19 protein-coding genes are annotated in these 18,673 nt (G+C 34.5%); 10 read left to right on the forward strand and 9 right to left on the reverse strand.

Going from position 1 to position 18,673, the window contains the following annotated elements:
* Positions 1 to 140: 140 nt before the first annotated feature.
* Positions 141 to 2,015, forward strand: coding sequence for a leucine-rich repeat domain-containing protein (locus tag MWJ95_RS17875; RefSeq protein WP_249075331.1), 1,875 nt, complete (start codon positions 141 to 143; stop codon positions 2,013 to 2,015).
* A gap of 152 nt (positions 2,016 to 2,167) precedes the next feature.
* Here MWJ95_RS17875 and MWJ95_RS17880 read toward each other — a convergent pair whose 3' ends face one another.
* Both MWJ95_RS17880 and MWJ95_RS17885 read right to left on the reverse strand, forming a co-directional pair.
* Entirely contained in the window at positions 2,168 to 2,590 is a 423-nt protein-coding gene (locus MWJ95_RS17880) for an exosporium protein C (RefSeq protein WP_249075332.1), read from the reverse strand.
* Between the two features lie 195 nt (positions 2,591 to 2,785).
* Positions 2,786 to 3,112, reverse strand: a complete 327-nt coding sequence (locus MWJ95_RS17885) for a BRCT domain-containing protein (protein WP_249106872.1) — start codon at positions 3,110 to 3,112, stop codon at positions 2,786 to 2,788.
* Between the two features lie 239 nt (positions 3,113 to 3,351).
* Here MWJ95_RS17885 and MWJ95_RS17890 point away from each other — a divergent pair, with 239 nt between their 5' ends.
* Positions 3,352 to 4,149: an MBL fold metallo-hydrolase gene (locus tag MWJ95_RS17890; protein WP_249075334.1), complete on the forward strand. Its 798-nt coding sequence runs from the start codon at positions 3,352 to 3,354 to the stop codon at positions 4,147 to 4,149.
* 210 nt (positions 4,150 to 4,359) lie between these two features.
* Entirely contained in the window at positions 4,360 to 4,629 is a 270-nt protein-coding gene (locus tag MWJ95_RS17895) for a hypothetical protein (protein WP_249075335.1), read from the forward strand.
* Positions 4,630 to 4,787: 158 nt separating this feature from the next.
* On the opposite strand, the gene MWJ95_RS17900 is transcribed toward MWJ95_RS17895, so the two are convergent.
* Positions 4,788 to 5,279: a hypothetical protein gene (locus MWJ95_RS17900; RefSeq protein ID WP_249106873.1), complete on the reverse strand. Its 492-nt coding sequence runs from the start codon at positions 5,277 to 5,279 to the stop codon at positions 4,788 to 4,790.
* 211 nt (positions 5,280 to 5,490) lie between these two features.
* Between MWJ95_RS17900 and MWJ95_RS17905 the strand changes: the two genes are divergently transcribed.
* The 5 genes from MWJ95_RS17905 (at position 5,491) to MWJ95_RS17925 (ending at position 9,423) form a co-directional block, all read left to right on the forward strand.
* The gene (locus tag MWJ95_RS17905) at positions 5,491 to 5,640 is read left to right on the forward strand and encodes a hypothetical protein (RefSeq protein ID WP_249106874.1); all 150 of its coding nucleotides are present in this window, start codon (positions 5,491 to 5,493) and stop codon (positions 5,638 to 5,640) included.
* A gap of 148 nt (positions 5,641 to 5,788) precedes the next feature.
* Entirely contained in the window at positions 5,789 to 6,103 is a 315-nt protein-coding gene (locus MWJ95_RS17910; protein ID WP_249075338.1) for a hypothetical protein, read from the forward strand.
* Between the two features lie 9 nt (positions 6,104 to 6,112).
* On the forward strand, positions 6,113 to 6,508 hold the full coding sequence (locus MWJ95_RS17915) for a MerR family transcriptional regulator (protein WP_249106875.1): 396 nt from the start codon (positions 6,113 to 6,115) through the stop codon (positions 6,506 to 6,508).
* 217 nt (positions 6,509 to 6,725) lie between these two features.
* Positions 6,726 to 7,505: a nucleotidyltransferase domain-containing protein gene (locus MWJ95_RS17920; protein ID WP_249106876.1), complete on the forward strand. Its 780-nt coding sequence runs from the start codon at positions 6,726 to 6,728 to the stop codon at positions 7,503 to 7,505.
* A gap of 436 nt (positions 7,506 to 7,941) precedes the next feature.
* Complete coding sequence (locus MWJ95_RS17925) at positions 7,942 to 9,423, forward strand: malate:quinone oxidoreductase (protein ID WP_249075341.1); 1,482 nt, start codon at positions 7,942 to 7,944, stop codon at positions 9,421 to 9,423.
* Positions 9,424 to 9,860: 437 nt separating this feature from the next.
* Here MWJ95_RS17925 and MWJ95_RS17930 read toward each other — a convergent pair whose 3' ends face one another.
* The 6 genes from MWJ95_RS17930 to MWJ95_RS17955 form a co-directional block, all read right to left on the reverse strand.
* Positions 9,861 to 10,523, reverse strand: coding sequence for a hypothetical protein (locus MWJ95_RS17930; RefSeq protein WP_249106877.1), 663 nt, complete (start codon positions 10,521 to 10,523; stop codon positions 9,861 to 9,863).
* A gap of 155 nt (positions 10,524 to 10,678) precedes the next feature.
* Entirely contained in the window at positions 10,679 to 11,092 is a 414-nt protein-coding gene (locus tag MWJ95_RS17935; RefSeq protein WP_249075343.1) for a MarR family transcriptional regulator, read from the reverse strand.
* A 601-nt stretch (positions 11,093 to 11,693) separates the two neighbouring features.
* On the reverse strand, positions 11,694 to 12,353 hold the full coding sequence (locus tag MWJ95_RS17940) for a hypothetical protein (protein ID WP_249106878.1): 660 nt from the start codon (positions 12,351 to 12,353) through the stop codon (positions 11,694 to 11,696).
* Positions 12,354 to 12,356: 3 nt separating this feature from the next.
* Entirely contained in the window at positions 12,357 to 12,764 is a 408-nt protein-coding gene (locus tag MWJ95_RS17945) for a permease prefix domain 1-containing protein (RefSeq protein WP_249075345.1), read from the reverse strand.
* Entirely contained in the window at positions 12,761 to 13,090 is a 330-nt protein-coding gene (locus MWJ95_RS17950) for a PadR family transcriptional regulator (protein ID WP_053482886.1), read from the reverse strand. Before MWJ95_RS17950 ends, MWJ95_RS17945 begins: the two co-directional genes overlap by 4 nt.
* Positions 13,091 to 13,574: 484 nt before the next feature.
* The gene (locus MWJ95_RS17955; protein ID WP_249106879.1) at positions 13,575 to 14,765 is read right to left on the reverse strand and encodes a M14 family metallopeptidase; all 1,191 of its coding nucleotides are present in this window, start codon (positions 14,763 to 14,765) and stop codon (positions 13,575 to 13,577) included.
* 298 nt (positions 14,766 to 15,063) lie between these two features.
* On the opposite strand from MWJ95_RS17955, the gene MWJ95_RS17960 reads away from it, so the two are divergent.
* Positions 15,064 to 17,814 carry an ATP-binding protein gene (locus MWJ95_RS17960; protein ID WP_249106880.1) on the forward strand — a complete coding sequence of 917 codons (2,751 nt, stop codon included), beginning with the start codon at positions 15,064 to 15,066 and terminating at the stop codon, positions 17,812 to 17,814.
* 4 nt (positions 17,815 to 17,818) lie between these two features.
* Positions 17,819 to 18,658 (forward strand): CheR family methyltransferase, encoded by an 840-nt coding sequence (locus MWJ95_RS17965; protein ID WP_249075348.1) that lies wholly within the window; start codon positions 17,819 to 17,821, stop codon positions 18,656 to 18,658.
* Positions 18,659 to 18,673: the final 15 nt, after the last annotated feature.

An 18,673-nucleotide genomic window follows, 5' to 3' on the forward strand; every position in this document is an offset into this window, starting at 1 on the left:
AAACACAATAAAAGTCGCCTTTTGGGTGACTTTTTGTTTAGGTCTAAAGATGGGAAATAATATGTATTTCATAGAAATATTGACATTCATTTTTCGGACAACTAAGCTTAATTGAAAATAGAGCTGGGGAGGGACTGCCAGTGGAATTCATTAAATTAAATTGTCCGAATTGTAATGGGAAAATTGACTATAAAGAGGATCAATCAATGAAATGTCCTTTTTGTGGAACTGAAATCATGTTGAAAGAGAACAAAGTCTATTATGTTGATCAGACGATAAATAATTATTATGGTACAACTTCTTCGAATAAGGCTACACAACCAAAACCGAATTTAAAAGCGCTTTTAGTGATACCGATTGTTTTCCTTTGCGCAGTCCTCGGTTATTTTCTTTTGAGTGGCAATCATACAGAATACGGTAACAATGAGAATGTACCTGTTCGGAAAATGCCTGAAAGTGAAGTTCTTTTATTCTTTTTAAAAGATATTTTTGATAAAGGTGAAGCAATGCCGACTAAAGAAGAACTCGCAAGTATCCGTTATTTGAAGGCTTACTTTTCTGAAGATCAATGGCATTTTGATTACAGTCTTGAGGATCCGTTTACGAATAAGCAAGCCGAAATTTCTAACTATATCATTAAGGATAAGTTATTAAATACACAAAAAATCGAACAAAAGGATTTTGAGGCCTTTACTGGTCTGACGGTGTTGAATTTGATGGGTGATTATGAAATATCACAAAGTGAAGAAGTAAGCTTCCGACATCTGGAAGGTTTAAAAAGCTATACAGGTAGATTTAATGAATCATTTAGTAAAATTGCTGAATATTTTAGCGATAAGTCTAATGTTTTAGAGCTCTCTGTCCAAATTCGAAGTAATGATGAATTGGCTTTATTATTATCGTTTCCTAATCTCCAATCTCTTGAAATCTCGTATCACACGGAGACGGTTACAGACTTCCCTCTTCTGAACAAGCTGCCATTAAAATCATTGACTTTAAGATCTGCCAATGATTTGAAGTGGTTATCTTCATTAACTGATTTAGAGTCGTTAACACTAGATATGAGTGAAGCGACAGATTTTAGCTCGTTCTATTCATTGAATCAATTACAAGAATTGAAGCTTACAGCGGTAAAAAATTTAAAAACGCTTGATTTTATACAAAACATGCCCAACCTGCAATCACTTGATCTTGAAAATATGGCTATTACGAATTTAGAACGCCTTAGAGATAAGTCTTCGTTAACAAAGCTGCGTTTATCTTTTCTTTCTAAATTAGAATTGCTTGATATTGTGAACAGCCTAACTTCACTGACCGATTTATCGATAACTGGTTATCATGGCGAAATATCATCGATTGTAGCACCCCATTTAAAAAAAGCAGAAATAACAAGTTCTTTCATTCCTAAGTTAGAGGCACCTGCTTTAAAAGGTTTGACTGTTTATATAAGTGGGGCGAAGTCGTATTTGAATGGCGCAGAATTGTTAAAATACCCGCAGCTAGAACAACTTACAGTGATGGAGTCCGGCGATTTTACAGGTATTCGTTCTTTAAATCGTTTACCAAAACTACAAACGATAAATTTAAATGAAACAGATTTTTATGAAGAGACGAGTGAAATATTTAATTTACAGCATGTAAAAATATTAAATTGTAATAAGTGTAAGTTTCAAATGAATAGCAAAAATTCGTTGAACAACAATATACTGGAACATTTAACGTTGAATGATGCATACTTCCGAATAGATAATGGTGACTGGGTGCATGAAGTTGATAAGATTATGCCTTACTTTGCTGGCTTTTCAGCTCTGCGTTCATTCACATTACAGGACAGTTCACTACAGTCATTAAGTTTTATGGAAAAATGGCAACAAATCGAGGTACTTCATTTAGAAAATAACGCTATTTCCAATGTAGAGCCTTTAGTGAATTTGCCCAATTTGAAAAAGCTCTATATTTTAGGGAATCAGGTGCAAAATAAATCGGTTCTAGACAAAGGAATTGTGATTTATTGAGAATGATTTTTGCGAAGTAAATATAAATTAAAATAAGCTGTATAGAAGTTATTCATACCTTCTATACAGCTTATTATTTTTATTCTTTATAACCAAAAACCGATTGTATGGGGCATAAACATGGCCGAGGTGCATAGAAAGAGCTATTATCGTTAACTTTTAATAGCTAGGCCACTAAAAGAAACTGGTCCAACAATGTTTGCTTGTGTATTGGGTGTAATATTTTCAGCGAAAACCTGATAGAAGTTAGCGCCAGCTGTTAAATTGGAATCAATAGCTTGGAATGTAAAGACGTAATTTTGCTCTGAACCAGCTGATTCTACTCCATCTTGAGTATTAAAAATTTCCTTCCCGTTACGGAAGACTCTAAATACAATTTGTGAAATACTTGTAACTCCTGACACACCAATGCTTGAAAGTAGCTCAACGCTGTTATTCCTTGAAGCCGTGCCTGGGATGTTTATTTGAATCGAAGCTAAAAGAACTCTAAATGGAGCCTGCGGAATGGGAAAAGAATTATTTGGGTTAAAACTACTTAGAGGTTCAGTTGCCTGGTAATCAAGAATTTGCACCATTTGATCACCTCCTTTTGCTTTAGGATACTATAAGATATTTTCTTTATGAGTACTTGATTGTGTAGTAAACTAAGCTGTTTTATTTTTAAACTTTGCTTCATTAAACGATTCTAGCTATTCCTTCAAACTAAAATTATTTAGATATGTGAAAAGGTATGTAAACATAGTTGTTTTACATACCTTTTTATATAATAGCTATTCATTTTTCATCGAAATGAGCCACATAAAATCATCTTCAATAATAATTTGAATATCTTGGCCGAGGCTAATCAATTTCTCAGCTTTTAATTGTTTCGAACTTATGCCGCGACGTTTGTCCCCAAGAATAAGGAAATCTGTATCCTGTGTAATGGCCCCTTGCAAAATCCCTCCACAAGCTCGTACTCTCTTCACAGCTTCCGAACGTGTCATAGTAGAAAGGGCTCCTGTAAAGACGATTTGTTTATGATAAAACGGATGCATCAAGCATTCGGATGGGTCAGAAAGTAAGATGATTTCTGTGTTGTCCTTATTGTTGTTCATGTTGATTCTCCTTGATAGTATGGAAAGATTTCTACCTATACACATTATAGAAGGATATTCTTCTACATTAAACTAGTTATGGTGAATCGTATCATAGGTGAAGGTGTATTTTAGATGAAAGTTAGTTAAAAAATAGATCCTCACGAATACGTTTCGAACTAAAGAAGGATTTTATAAATATTGCTCGAACTATGCAATAGAGGGGACACACCAAAAATCAGGGGGAAGGATGGTTCACGTTGATTCAATTCCAAAAAAATAATATTACAGTTTTTCAAAGTGCATTATATATGACTACCTCGGCAATCATTCAAGCTAATGAAACAGTAATTATGACAGATCCGAATTGGTTACCTACTGAAATTGAAGAAATTAAGGGCTATATAAACAAGATTAAAGGTGATAAACAACTTTATATTATTTATACACATAGCGATTTTGATCATATTATTGGGTCTGGGGCATTCCCAGAAGCTAAGGTAATTGCATCTAAACAATTCGCTGACAATCCAAACAAAGAAGAAAGCATTCAAAAAATTAAACAATTTGACCAAGGATATTATTTGAAAAGAAGTTATGCACCGATATATCCAACTGTCGATATTGTTGTTTCAGAGGATGGGTATAAATTAGAATTAGACTCCCTAACCATGACATTTTATCAAGCGCCTGGTCATACGAATGATGGTTTATTTACAGTTATTGAGCCATACGGTCTGTTTCTTTCTGGTGATTATCTGTCAGATATTGAGTTTCCGTTTATTTTTAGCAGCTATAAAGATTATGTAAATACTATTCATACGGCTGAAAATATTTTGCTAAATCATCAAATAACGACCCACATACCTGGACATGGTACGACAACGCAAAATCAACAGGAAATTCGAAAAAGGGTAGATGGTTCAAAATATTACTTAGAGCAGCTTCTTCATGATAATGGAGAGTTAGAAAGATATTTAAGTGAAGAATATTCATTTTTTGAAGGGATGAAAAGCATCCACAATGACAATAAGAAGATAGCTAAAGAAAATTTGTAATGGTGCTCCTTTTTTACGTTTTTGAGTCGTAAGTGTTTGGATTCAAATGAATGAATATCTTGATTATGTGTTTAAAGTCAAAGCTGTATACAAGAATGCATTCTTAAGATTATAGATATTCTCTACTTTATCCGTACATATTTTCTGCACATTTTCCAATACTATATCTAGGTTTATTATCAAATTGGCAGGAAGGGAAGAGGAGCAAGATTGGCTAAGCACTCAGATATGAGCTGGAAACAAGATCATCCAAGCACTTTGTTTGGGAACTCTGTTCAGAAGGCAGAGCGTTTGTTAAAGCATGCCAAGTCACATCCGGAGGAGATAGCGCTTGAGCATGCTTTCAATCAAATCGAACATGCAGAAAATGCATTTATGAATGCAAAGGAATATGGTGAGCATTTGGATACAGTCCAACAAAATAAAGAATACTTAGAGCAGATCAAGCAGCAATTGCACGAAATGCAAGGCAAACAGTAGACTTGAAGAAATAAAAGGCGGCTTAAGACCTAGTTTAAAGGACTTAAGCCGCTTAATTTTATCGATTTTTTATGTGAAATATCTCGAAGATAAACGTAATAATCGATTACCTTTCCTGGGAAATATCCCTACTTTGTGATGGCGAGCCTATTTTTTTGTTAACACCAAACAATTATTTTATACGGTGTGGTTTGAGCAGGGATTCTTCTTGTAGTAGGGCCATAGATCACAATTAAGTTTCGATTGGATGGGCTTTTTGAAAAAGGCTGCCCATTTTTGAGCAAGATTAATGTATATGGAGAAAGATTTAGTTGTAATTGGCCATCACTACTCACTAATTGATTATTAAAAAAGTCGACTTTAACATTTTGATTGTAATTGTCCTTTACAACAACAAGTGCTCGATATTGAGGTGGATATATTAAAGGTACAGGTGCATTCCCATCATAATATCCGGTAACCTGATCGCCGGGATTCACAATTTCTTGATTTACAAAGTAAGTAGAAGGTGAAACGACAAAATTGACGATACCTTGAGTACGATCTTCTACCGTCATCAGTTTATAACAACCTTCCTTGTCTCCGTTTTGCCCGATTGGAAAATCATCAATTTGAGTAACGACTCCACGAAATGATTGAAAGTTTACCATGGCTATTCCTTTCCAATGTAGTATGGTTTACCCGAAGGAACTGATTTAAATTCAATTGCTAAAAGAAAACCAATCTTATAATCAGTACTTTTTTAATGTATGTAACATCTCCAATATGAGTGACAGGGAATGATTGTATATTCAAAAGGACAGTTTATATATATACTTAATTAGCAAACTATAAACGTTATTTTTCTAGGAGGGGAGCCTATTGAAGTGGATTTCTAAAAATAAGAAACCCCTTTTATTCATTATCATTATGATTATTTTGATCGCTGGGATACTCGATATTAAGTATGAAGGATTGTTCTTTCAACTATTGCCAGAGTCTATTCAAAATCGTTTAGCTGATATGTTCTAATAACTTGTCAATTCATAGTTGGAATTGGCTTTATGACCGTTAGACCGCAGTATATTTCTTGAATTGTTCTCTTAGGGTTTAAAATCTGTTGACATGGAGTTAACTCCATCTTTTAAAGTGAAAGTATTAAAAGAATGGAGTGATGTGAATGGATATTATTGCTTATGTATTGATAGGGGTATACGCATTACTAACGGGGATTGCCAGTTTGCATCAATTGAAGGAGAACGGATTTCAAGTACGAACATTCTTATTTATGGTCGTAGCTATCAGTATTCTTGTCACGATATTGATACCAAACAAAGCTCTGGTTCTGTTGTTGCTAATTTTTGAATTTGTTCTGTTACATGTATTAGCGATTGCTGAAGGGCTATTAACGAATAAACAGCTTAGATATAGTCACCATATCGTTCGCTTCATATTCCATTGTATATTGCTATTAATTGTTTATAAATTTATATAATAGTAGGTGATGATTATAAAAATCGGTGAATTCGCTACATGTACTAATCTTAGTAAAGACACTATCCGTTATTACGAAAAAATGGGTCTATTACATCCGGAAATAAAAAACAAACATCGCGAGTATAACGAAAATCATATCGAAATCATTAGTACAATTCTTAAACTAAAGCAATGTGGTTTTTCGCTTCAAGAGATAAAACTGCTTTTTGAATGGTCGCAAAATATGGATGAAAATGATGAATTGACAGAAGCAGAAATCCAAAACGTTCAACAGCTGAAAATATTATTTCAAAATAAGTATAAGCAGATGGTTCAAAGAGAAAAAGAGATTAAACAAATAAAACAAGTTTTACAACGTGCTGATTATAAAATGGAGCAATTACTAGAAAAAAATAAAGATTAGATAATAACGGCATCATTTTAGAGACAATTGAGATAATCATCTAATTCATTTCCCTATAACCAAAGGGAACATCAATAAAAAAGATAATATTTTTCATTTAACACAGCGAATGGGCTGTGTTTTTTCATTTATAAAGTGAAAGGATTTTTTTTTTACATATTGAATATATTGAGATACTCCAAAGCCCAATTTTTAAGAAAAGGTGATGATAAATTTTATGAAAGAATGGGAGAGAGCACTTGAAGAGTTTTTAAAAGATTGGAAGAACCGAAATGATGTTATCGGGGCGCTTGTATGTGGGAGCTATGTAACGGGAGATCCTTCAACGCGTTCCGATATAGATGTACATATTATTTTATCTGAAGATGTTGATTGGCGGGAGAGAGGGAATAGAATTGTTAATGGCTTTCTTATAGAGTATTTTGCGAATCCGCCAAAACAAATTCGGCAATACTTTCAAGAAGATTTTCAAATCCAAAGAATAATGTCCATGGTTCAATTTATGACAGGAAAGATTTTATTTGATAATACAGGAATACTTAATGAATTAAAAATTGAAGCGGAACATTGGCTAAACAATGAATATGATGAATTGAATAAAACAATATTAGAAATAAAAAAATATACACTATGGGATTCATTAGATAATTTAAAGGATTGCTTTGAACAACAAAGAGTGGATTTCCCCTTTGTGTATTTCAATTCATTAGCTAAGTTATTTTCTGAATACTGTCAGTTTTTAAGATTAGAAAGCATTCCATACCATCAAGTACATGCTTATCTTATAGACCCTGCATATATGAAAAAATATCTAAAAGATGTTTTTCCGGATTTAATCTTTAAGGAAATGTTTTTAAAAGCATTGCTAGAGGCGGACAAACAAAGGATGATGGATGCATATGAAGAGTTAGTAAACCATGTATTTAATCAGATGGGCGGTTTTAAGATAGATGGATGGAAACTAAAAAGTCCTGTCGAAGAGTGGGATGAGATGTGACTTCTTTGGTTAAACTGAAAAAAATAATTTTAAAATATCACTAGAAAATAGTTAGAAAATTCGATATATTTTTATATGGAGTGGAGCTGGTGTAAAAACAAGACTGGTTCCATGTTTTTATGTTATTATATAGATATAATAATTAAAAGAACCTCATTATTATATGAAAATGCTAGCCATTTTTAGGTCAATTATTCCATAAAACTTAAATGAAGGTTAGTTTTCTTAATGAGGGAATAGGAGGTTTTTCTCTTGATTTATTAAGAGGAAGACTCGAATAATGCACATAACTCTCATATAGATAGTTGATATTTTAATCTTTATGTAATTATGATACACTGCAATAAGGTAATAATTGATACAGAAAAGGTGTACTCATCTAAGCAGGAGAGCTTTACATCCTTTCTGCAAATCTTAATATATAAGGAAGGTAAAAATGAGTAACAGACAAATTAAATCAGATGTTATCTTAATTGGTGCCGGAATCATGAGTGCTACTTTGGGGACAATGCTCAAAGAATTAGCGCCAGATTGGAAAATTACAGTGTTTGAGCAGCTTGATAAAGCTGGTGAAGAAAGTTCTCACGAATTAAATAATGCGGGAACTGGACATGCTGCACTTTGTGAGCTTAACTACACTTCAGAGAAAAAAGACGGAACAATCGATATCAAGAAAGCGATTAACGTTAATGAACAGTTCCATGTTTCAAGACAATTTTGGTCTTATCTTGTGAACAATAAACTAATCAGCAATCCGCAAGACTTTATTATGCCTTTACCTCATATGAGTTTAGTACAAGGGAAAGACAATGTAGAGTTTCTAAAAAAACGTCATGAAACGATGACAAAAAACCCTTTATTCCAAGGTATGGAATTTTCTGATGACCCAGAAAAACTAAAGGAATGGATTCCTCTAATTATGCAAGATCGTCCAGCTGATGAAGCTATTGCTGCGACGAAAATTGACACTGGTACAGACGTTAACTTTGGTGCATTAACACGTATGTTATTCGACCATTTAAAAAATAAAGACGTTGATATCAACTACAATCATAGTGTTCAAAGCATGAAACGTACTAGCGATGGTTCATGGGAAGTACGAGTGCATGACAAAAACGGCTGTAAAATGGAATACCATACAGCAAAATTTGTCTTCCTTGGAGCTGGTGGAGGAAGCCTAGAATTACTACAAAAATCAGGTATTCCTGAAGGAAAACACATTGGTGGATTCCCAATCAGTGGATTATTCTTAGTATGTAAAAACCAAGAAGTTGCTGAACAACATCATGCGAAAGTATACGGAAAAGCTAAAGTTGGTGCTCCACCAATGTCTGTTCCGCATCTTGATACACGCTATATTGATAACAAAAAATCGTTACTTTTCGGACCGTTCGCAGGTTTCTCACCTAAGTTCTTAAAAACAGGTTCAAATATGGATTTATTTGCTTCTGTAAAACCGCATAATATTACAACGTTATTAGCGGCAGGAGTTAAAGAGATGGGATTAACAAAATATTTAATCCAACAACTTATGCTATCTAAAGAACAACGTATGGAAGAGCTACGTGAGTTCATCCCGAATGCTAAGAGCGATGATTGGGATATTATCGTAGCTGGTCAACGTGTACAAGTTATTAAAGATACTGAAGCTGGTGGTAAAGGAACACTTCAATTTGGTACGGAAGTTGTAAGTGCTTCTGATGGCTCAATCGCTGCATTACTTGGAGCTTCTCCAGGCGCATCCACTGCTGTACATGTTATGCTTGAGGTAATCAATAAATGCTTCCCTCAACATGTTAACGAATGGGAGTCAAAAATTAAAGAAATGATCCCATCTTACGGCAAGTCATTAGCAGAAAACCCAGAGCTTCTTAAAGAAATTAATGAATCGACAGACAAAGCGCTTCGTTTAAAATAACATTAAATGAAACTAGAACCTTTCGGATGGAAGGTTCTAGTTTTTTGGCTGCTTTTCCAAAGATTAAAACTAAAAGGCAGATTTAATCTACAATGTGTAGAATAAATCTGCCTTTTTTCTGTTGGATTTTCGTGAATTGAAATTAGTTCAGCATTTATTTTAAAAGCTAAGCTTCGAAAGACAGAATCGGATAGAGCGTTTAACATATATTGAACAAAAGAACAGGAATAAGGATACAAGGAGAGCTAGGGGAATGCTGTAGATGACTGGAAGCTCAACGCCATACCAAATACCCATCTTCAATTGCTCAAGACCTAATGTTCGTAAAATACCTGCTAGTATTGACAATAATGCACATAAGACCAAACTAACATAGAGGATAGATAACACAAAGAGAGCCAGCGAGCAAACAAAGGTCTGAATGAATTTTCTAAATATCATTCCTTCTCCCTCCGTACAATTTGTTGCACTTTAGCAGTGGGAGCGATTGAATAGCTATCCGTATAATAAAGTGTTTTTACTCTACAATTACTTCCCACGATGACAACATCCCCTTTGACAACCTCTACATTTGTATCGGAAAGACGTACATTTTTCCCTTTTATACAATGACAAATTAATTTTCTCTTTAATAAAGGAAGAACAGAAATCTTATCCTTTTCTATGCATATTTCATCTGCAATAAGCTCCCCAATTTTACTTTGACCAGACATTTTTAAATGAAAAAGCTTGGCTAGTATTTCTGTTGCTTTCACAATACCAATTGCATCTACAGTTTCAGCCTCTAAATTTTGTTCAATGGTCAACTTCCCAGAACTATTCAATTTTGTTACTTGCCCATTTCGCATATTTAAGCTCCCGGCACTTTTAATTTCATTAATTTCACAAAAATCTTTTAGAGTACAGGATCCTGTACTATTTAAAATCTGTGCTTCAACGCGGGAATGAAAAGAACTATGGCCATGAGTAGAGATTTTTTTTACGCGTACCTTTTGATGGAAAGTAACAAATCCACGGATATTTACTTGCTCACAATCTGCTGCCAAATCTTTAATATTGCCATTTGTAAGCGTTACAGTGTGTAGTTTTTGAATCAACATAATCACCTCATATACTTTAATTAATAAATATTTTAATTATTAAAACATATATTAATTAAAATATATGTAACTGCATTTTGTCAAGAACCTTTGTGTTAAATTAGTTCTCGCATATTTTTTGGACAATAAAAAAAGGATTTCAATTTTATGAAATCCTAAAAAATTTTTTTCATTAACTGATTAACCTCACGCAATATTTTTGCCATGTCTATCAGTCTTTCTTGTGGAAACTTTAAAAATAAATCTTGAACCTTCAATTCACCGATATTAGTTAAAATCATTTTTACAACACGACGATCTTCTTTCTCTCTAATCCGCTCTACTAATTCCAACTTTTCTAGTTTATCGCACATCGATGTAACGGCTCCTGGTGTCACACTAAAGAACTCAGCAATTTCTGTTGCTTTCATCCCACCATTAATCTTTAGCTGAAGTAGGAGGATTAGTTGGTTTTGAGATAATGATTCTCCCTCAGATAGGAGGTTTACAAACATTCGCGATGTATGCTGTATTTCAAACATCTCACTCATAATGATTTCTACATTGTGCAATTGATCATTTTTTGACATAATATCACAGCCCGTTAAAATATTTAATAACTAAATTATATAGTAAATAAATAATGTGAGCTACAGCAATCGTTGCTTTTAACTATATCGATAACTTCGATTGCTGTTGATTAATTTCATAATCTTGAGGTTCTTTAAGAAATTAATATGCCCTATTTATTTAATAAGAGCATGTTTTGATTAATCCATTTTTTTAGATGCCCTGGCTAAAAGTTGATTGGAGTGGAGACTGGGCGACTCCTTGGGGATTAGCGTCACAGATGAGACCCTGGAGCGAGCCTTGCGAGTGAAGCGGCTCATCGGACGCCCCCAGGAAAGCGCCCAGTCGGAACGGAAATCAACCACACGTTATGGTGGTGAGCCACTCATCTAGTTAATATCATTAATATAATTTTATTACCACAATTGCATTTATTTTATAAAAGTATCGCACATCCATTCATAAAATTTTTCCTTCTCTTCAAATGAATATGTGAAGTCCATGTAGGGAATAAAAGCGCTGTTATGACTAATACGATTGTCATTATTACAGTATATTTTATAAATTTCATTTTCTTTTTCATCTAATTCCCCCTGCGGACATGAGGTATAATCGGAATTTTTAGACTCTTTTAGATAGCGTTGTTGAATTGTACATTTTTCTTTTATAAACATAAAAGTACATGCTTAAGGGCCACCATAGAACGACAAATATTGGATAAAACGCCCATATTACGCCTGGTGAAGAGACAATATTTACGGTAATAAAAAAGATACTGATAAGAACGGTAGCTGTTACAGAGAAAGCTACAAATGTTTTTCTTTGTGCGTGGTATAAAGCTAAGGGCCACCAAATTACTAAAAATGCTGGATAGATCGCCCAAGGGTATGGATGGGATAAAATAATATTTAAAATGGAGTAATAGATAATGGTACTTGCACAGCCAATCAGTGCAATTTTTAATGTTTTGGCTTTTTCCTCTAAATGCATAAGGATTGGCCACCAGATGATTGGATAAATCGCATAAATGAACCATATATACTCGGGTGAGTATAAATAATTTTCAATGATAAGGAAAGCGATAATCATAGCACTACAAACAAGAGAGTATTGCTTATACATTCTTTTAGACATAAAGAATAACGTTATCGGCCATAGCAAAACTAGAAAGCACGGGTAAATAAACCAAATTTCCTGGGGGGTCGTCGTATAATTGACGATTCCTAAAAAAATCATTGTCATCAAACTACCAACAATCGAAAAGCTAATCAAATTCTTCATGTTTTATTCACTCCATTTCTTACGTGACCAAACGAAGTACATAGATAATGGCCACCATAGTATTGCGAAGATCGGATAGATTGCCCATATTGTATGTGGCGTATAGTAAAGATTAATAAAAACAAAAAATACAATAATTAAGCCACTACCCCATATAGAGAATTCCAAATTTAATTTAGACATATTTTTCTTTTCGGGCTCCTTAACACCTAATTCCTTTTTTAAATCCTCGATATCCCCAAACTCTACGATGGCTTTGTTGATGGCATCCTCTTGTTCTTTCCCTTGATCCATCAAATAAAATACTTTTTCTTCAAGGTTTTGAATGATTTCTTGTTTCACCATCTCTGTTTCTTTATTACGAGGAATATCTTTAAAAAGCTCATCAATATGATTTTTTATTTTTTTCATTCTAAGCCCTCCATAAATAAGTCGATAATTTCTTTTACTTCCGACCACTCTTTAACTAGCTCATTTAAATAAGCTTTACCTAATGGGGTAATACGGTAATACTTTCTTTTGCCTCCGTGTGAAACATCACCATAATAGGCTTCAATAATTTCCTTCTTCTCAAGACGTTGAAAAACTGCATATAAAGTTGCTTCTTTAATTTGAAAACGATTATTTGTGCGGATACTTATTTCCTGAGAAATTTCATAACCATAACGATCTTTCTCTAAAATTAACCTTAAAATAATGGAATCTAAGTGTCCGCGGATGATGTCACTTCGAACCATAAGTCACCTACTTATTTTTATTGCTCTATCTGTCAGAGTAATAGTAACAAACATTACTCTATCTGTCAAAGTAATTTTTCCAAATACGTCCATATTCCTACTAAGAAGGATCGTCATCAAACGAGGGGGTGATTTCCGTTCGACTGGGCCCGCTGACGCTTCGCTTTCGCGCAGAGCAGAGCTTCCTGGGGGCGTCCGATGAGCCGCTTGGGGCAATAGGATGTTGGTCACGAAGGCGTTATCACAGGATGTGATGATTTTAGCCTTCGTTCCTATATTGCTAATCCACAAGGAGTCGCCCAGTCTCCACTCCAATCAACTTATTTACATAGTGGACGTTTTAACAAAATTCATAAACGATTTATGCGATGAACTATCAAGAAGCAATCAATCAGAGGTAAAAAAACCCCCATTCACTTAGAAGTAAAAGGGGATTGGGGCTATTTATTTAGAATTGAATGATGATCAAATCCTTCGTTTTTTATTACATATACAATGCTGCAAGGAATATACCTAATGTCTCTTCATAAATATCGCCGAATTGGCTCAGTGGAAGTGGATTTGTACCACTACCTAACTCAACAGTAAAGCCAGGTCTGCGCCAATCTTGAATAAACCAATCTTTATAGCCTGCATAACTGCCCGCCGAATTGATAGGCTCATAGCCACTAACTCGGCTAAACTCATTAACAAGGATTTCTGACTCTGGTGGTTCGAGATTTTCAAAACCCCAATAAATCACTCTACCTTGTGTATGAAACGCAAGAACTCTGGCAAAGTCTCGCTTCTTTGTTAAATCAGCCATAGCAATAGCCTCTGGCTCGGACAAAGGCCGTTGTCCGCCAAAATCTCTTGGTCCAGGTGTTTTCGGGTTTCGTGCGTTTTCAAGCTCCCATTTTGCAGGAAACTGATCGTTCAAATCAACACCGTGTATATTTGCCTTCCAACCAGAGAAATCAGTGCTGCCATTATTCCAAGCAATAAGTTGATTTTTTAATGCTTCGTCATTAGGTGGTCCTTGAACTACTAAATCGACACCATCTGGATTGACCATTGGAACTATAGAAAGGGTTGATTGCTGATAAAGTGGTAATGGAGATAAACCGCGAATGGTACTTTGATTGGTGAGTGAGAGTAGATAGTCGTTTATAAAAGTTAAAATAATTGGAGTTGTAATCCATTCATTTGCATGAAAGGAGCCGTTATAATGGACACGCTTAGCTCCGTTCCCGATTAGAAGCTCTGGGATTTCATGCTGCAAAACAGAATGTCCAATCGCTGAGCTTTGTAGAAATGGATAAGCATCGAGTAGTTTTTTGATATCGTTCATCATGATGGTGTAAGTATAATTTTGTTGACCATTGATGAGCCGCCATGTGATTCGTTGGGGAATGCGAATGGACTGCCCAATGGGTAATTGATTTGGATTAAGACCAGGGTTAACAAGCAAGATGGCTACTAATGGGAGATTTCTGCTTTGGGCTATTTGCCAAAAAGTATCTCCTCGTTTGATTTGATAATTGACTGTCACAAACCCTGGAATTCGAATGCGTTGTCCGACCCTTAAAAATTGAGGATTAATCGTTCGGTTAGAATCTATAATGAGTTGAAGAGGGATTTTAAAAACTTCACTAAAATGCCAAAGTGAATCTCCTGGTCTTACGTAAATATCCACAATTGTTCCCTCCTTATTATCAATTATACCTCGGCAAAAGCGGCCAATATAATATATATGTATGAAAAGAATACGGTACTTATTAATGTCACCAAAAGTTATTGATGACATTTTTGTAGGCCATTTATATTGGAGGGCCTCTAGGAAAGCATATAGTCACCACAGAAATCAACTACATGTGATGGTATTTCTCGAAAAGAGGTTATTCTCTTAATCTAAGAGGAAGAAACTTTGTTACTCTATGATGTACAATGATAATAGTTATAGAGTTTAGGACAGATAAAGGTAGGGGGAACAAATGCTAAATAAATTAAAGATAGGTATACGAACTAAAATTACGTTAGGCTATATTGTTATCATACTTTGTTTACTCGTATCAGGCATCATCTTAAATAATCAAATTACTTTTCTACAAAAAGAAAGAAATTATATTATCACAAATGATACAAAAACACTTGAACTAACCAATCGTATAGAAAGAAACATTTTAGATATGGAATCGAGCCAAAGGGGCTTTATTATTACTGGTGAATCAAGCTATTTAAAGCCTTATAATAAAGCCAGTGAAAATTGGGAATACGCCTATGATGAACTTTATCGTGTTTTAGAAAATAAACCAACACAACAACAGAAGTTAGTTGAGATAAAAACAGCGATGGAGCATTGGATTACAACATCAGGTGAACCTTCCATTAAGCTTAAAAAAGAAAACAATACAGAAGCGTTAAAGGAAATCTATAAAGTAGATGTAGGTCGTAAAGACATGGACGCTGTGCGAGATCAGTTTGAGTCACTGCGTTCAGTGATATATGCAAATATGCAAGCTCAAGTAAACGACTTGGACAAGAGGAATAGTATTGTAACACTTACACTGCTTGGCATACTTGTATTTATTTCGGTTATTGCGATTTTCATTGCAAATGGTATTTCTCGTTCAATCGTAAACATGTTAACAAAGGTTACTCAAACGATTCAAGAAATCGCAGCTTCCAAAAGTAGAAAAAAAGGAAGGATTCATGTTAAGACAAATGATGAAATCAATGCTCTTGTAGCTGCTACGAATGAGTTGCTGGATGTACTTGAGAGAAGAGAATGGCTACAAGTGAATATCGCAGAAATTGTCACAAAACATCAAGGCATTTCTGCCGTCACCAAATTAGCGGAAACGTTTCTTTCAGAATTAGCGCAAAAAACTCAGTCTTCCCTAGGTGCATTTTATGTTCGTGAAACTAATGATAATAATGTACTGTTTGTAAAAAAAGCTGCTTTTGCAGAGGCAGGGGATGACGTTGGAATTGAGAGCTTTAAATTTGGGGAAGGCTTAATTGGACAATGTGCTTTAGAAAAAAAGGTTTTAATGTATAACGATATTCCAGAGGATTTCCGTTTAATCGCCACTGGCTTAGGGGTGGTATCGCCAAAAAGTATCTTTATCGTTCCTATTATATTTGAAAATGATGTGATAGCTATCGTTGAATTAGCTACAATGACTAGCTTTAGTGAGCTGCAGCAGGAATTAGTGAAGCAAGTGATCGAAACCTTTGGACTAACTGTCAATAGTGTTCTAGGGCGTATGGAAATTGTCCGTTTACTAAATGAATCAAGAGCTATGACAGAGGAATTACAGATGCAATCAGAAGAACTTCAGGCACAATCAGAAGAATTGCAGATGCAAACAGAGGAACTGACAATGATTAATGAGCAATTGGAAGAAAGAACAAAAGAGGCAGAGTTAAAATCCAGAGAATTAGAACAAGCTAAAAAAGAATTAGAAGAAAGTGCGGAACAGCTGTTACTAAATTCAAAGTATAAATCTGAGTTTTTAGCCAATATGTCACATGAATTGCGAACACCACTGAATAGCATTTTAATTTTATCTGAAATGTTAGCTGAAAATAGTCAGCATAAACTATTAGAAGAGGAAGCTGAATTTGCAAAGGTTATCCATTCTTCAGGTGAAGATTTGCTTGTGTTAATTAACGATATTTTAGATTTATCAAAAGTTGAGGCAGGCAAGCTAGATATTAGTTTTGATGAAATGAATATGAGTGAGGTTCCTGTACAAATTGAGCAAATCTTCGCACCTGTAGCAGCGAAAAAAAATCTACAATTCCATATTTCGAAAGACAAAAATGTAGCAGATGTTTTCTATACAGACGAAAATAGATTCCAGCAAATATTGAAAAATTTATTATCAAATGCTTTTAAATTTACAGAACATGGCGCAGTTAATCTTAAAATCAAACAGCTAGGTCAAGAGCATTTAACAAGTAATATGCAGAATGTCAGTGCTGACTGGTTAGAAATTAAAGTTTCAGATACAGGTATAGGGATTCCAAAGGACAAGCACCAACTAATTTTTGAATCATTCCAACAGGCTGATGGGGCGACTGTACGTAAATACGGTGGAACAGGTCTAGGTTTGTCTATTTGTAAAGAGCTTTCAAGATTACTCGGTGGCTGGATTTCTTTACAAAGTGAAGAGGGGCAAGGTAGTACATTTACACTGACAATCCCAAGCTTGCCAAATGGAATCGAAGAACAAAAATACTTTGAACTTGCTGTTCATGAGGTCGTAGCTACAAATGAAGTACGTGAGTTAGAAGAGCTAACGGAAGAGCAGCCATCTGAAATCCAGGAATTTTCTCAACATGAGGTAGAAATTTTTCAAGGGAAAAATATTTTAATTGTAGATGATGATTATCGTAATATCTATGCATTAAAAAATGCACTCGAAAAACGAGGCATGAATATCTTAGTTGCAAAAGATGGAATAGAGTGTTTAGATATTTTGCAAACGAATGATGAAATTGACCTTATTCTGATGGATATTATGATGCCGAATTTGGATGGCTATGAAACGATGTCGATTATACGAAAACAAATGAAGATTACAGATTTACCGATTATCGCTTTAACAGCAAAGGCCATGAAAACGGATCGAGATAAATCAATAGAGGCTGGTGCTTCAGATTATATAAGTAAGCCATTAAATTTAGAGCAATTAGTATCTGTTTTAAGAGTATGGCTAGTTTCTAAAGGGAGTTAATAAGATGGAACGATTTCCTTTGCAGCAAAAAATGTATACAGATTTAGAAATAGACTTGTTACTTGAGGCTATTTATCGTTTATCTGGATTTGATTTTCGACAATATAATCGTTCTTCTATATCACGAAGAATTAATAATAGGATGAGGATGAATAATATCCCAACGATTTCTCGTGTCATTGAAAATGTCATACACGAAGATGGTTTTTTAGAGCAATTATTGAATGATTTTTCTATAAATGTCACTGAAATGTTTCGCAACCCTAGTTTTTTTAAGGCTTTCCGCCAAGAGGTTGTACCGTATTTAAGAGATTATCCTGAAATTCGGATATGGCACGCAGGATGTGCCACGGGTGAGGAAGTATACTCCATGGCTATTTTGCTACAGGAAGAAGGGTTAATGGATAAAGCAGTTATTTACGCTACGGATATGAACGAACAAGTATTGGAAAAAGCAAAAAGAGGGATGTTCCCGATTAACAAAATGCAGGCATATACAAAAAACTATATGCTTGCGGGGGGCATTCAGGCTTTTTCCGAATACTATAAAACAGATTATCAATATGCTTATTTCCATCCATCACTATTAAAAAACATTATATTTGCGCAGCATAATTTAGTAACAGATCAATCGTTTAATGAATTTCATGTCATTATGTGCCGAAATGTTTTAATATATTTTTTACCAGAGTTACAAAACAAGGTTCATTATTTGTTTGCAGAAAGTCTAAGTAAAAATGGTTTTTTATGCCTAGGAGATAAAGAAACAATAGGATTTGAAGATATTATTTCGAAATATAAAGAAATCGTAGGCAATGAAAAAATATTTCAGAAGGTAGAGTAAGAAAAAATGGGCTGT

Origin of the sequence: Lysinibacillus sp. Bpr_S20 (assembly GCF_023337835.1) — a bacterium.
Taxonomy (GTDB): Bacteria; Bacillota; Bacilli; order Bacillales_A; family Planococcaceae; genus Lysinibacillus.

What these genes read in the sequence shown, in the direction of transcription:
- MWJ95_RS17880 (WP_249075332.1), bottom strand. Translation starts at nt 2,590, where the DNA reads ATGGTGCAAATTCTTGATTACCAGGCAACTGAACCTCTAAGTAGTTTT.
- MWJ95_RS17885 (WP_249106872.1), bottom strand. Translation starts at nt 3,112, where the DNA reads ATGAACAACAATAAGGACAACACAGAAATCATCTTACTTTCTGACCCA.
- MWJ95_RS17900 (WP_249106873.1), bottom strand. Translation starts at nt 5,279, where the DNA reads ATGGTAAACTTTCAATCATTTCGTGGAGTCGTTACTCAAATTGATGAT.
- MWJ95_RS17910 (WP_249075338.1), top strand. Translation starts at nt 5,789, where the DNA reads ATGGATATTATTGCTTATGTATTGATAGGGGTATACGCATTACTAACG.
- MWJ95_RS17915 (WP_249106875.1), top strand. Translation starts at nt 6,113, where the DNA reads ATGATTATAAAAATCGGTGAATTCGCTACATGTACTAATCTTAGTAAA.
- MWJ95_RS17920 (WP_249106876.1), top strand. Translation starts at nt 6,726, where the DNA reads ATGAAAGAATGGGAGAGAGCACTTGAAGAGTTTTTAAAAGATTGGAAG.
- MWJ95_RS17925 (WP_249075341.1), top strand. Translation starts at nt 7,942, where the DNA reads ATGAGTAACAGACAAATTAAATCAGATGTTATCTTAATTGGTGCCGGA.
- MWJ95_RS17930 (WP_249106877.1), bottom strand. Translation starts at nt 10,523, where the DNA reads ATGTTGATTCAAAAACTACACACTGTAACGCTTACAAATGGCAATATT.
- MWJ95_RS17935 (WP_249075343.1), bottom strand. Translation starts at nt 11,092, where the DNA reads ATGTCAAAAAATGATCAATTGCACAATGTAGAAATCATTATGAGTGAG.
- MWJ95_RS17940 (WP_249106878.1), bottom strand. Translation starts at nt 12,353, where the DNA reads ATGAAGAATTTGATTAGCTTTTCGATTGTTGGTAGTTTGATGACAATG.
- MWJ95_RS17945 (WP_249075345.1), bottom strand. Translation starts at nt 12,764, where the DNA reads ATGAAAAAAATAAAAAATCATATTGATGAGCTTTTTAAAGATATTCCT.
- MWJ95_RS17950 (WP_053482886.1), bottom strand. Translation starts at nt 13,090, where the DNA reads ATGGTTCGAAGTGACATCATCCGCGGACACTTAGATTCCATTATTTTA.
- MWJ95_RS17960 (WP_249106880.1), top strand. Translation starts at nt 15,064, where the DNA reads ATGCTAAATAAATTAAAGATAGGTATACGAACTAAAATTACGTTAGGC.
- MWJ95_RS17965 (WP_249075348.1), top strand. Translation starts at nt 17,819, where the DNA reads ATGGAACGATTTCCTTTGCAGCAAAAAATGTATACAGATTTAGAAATA.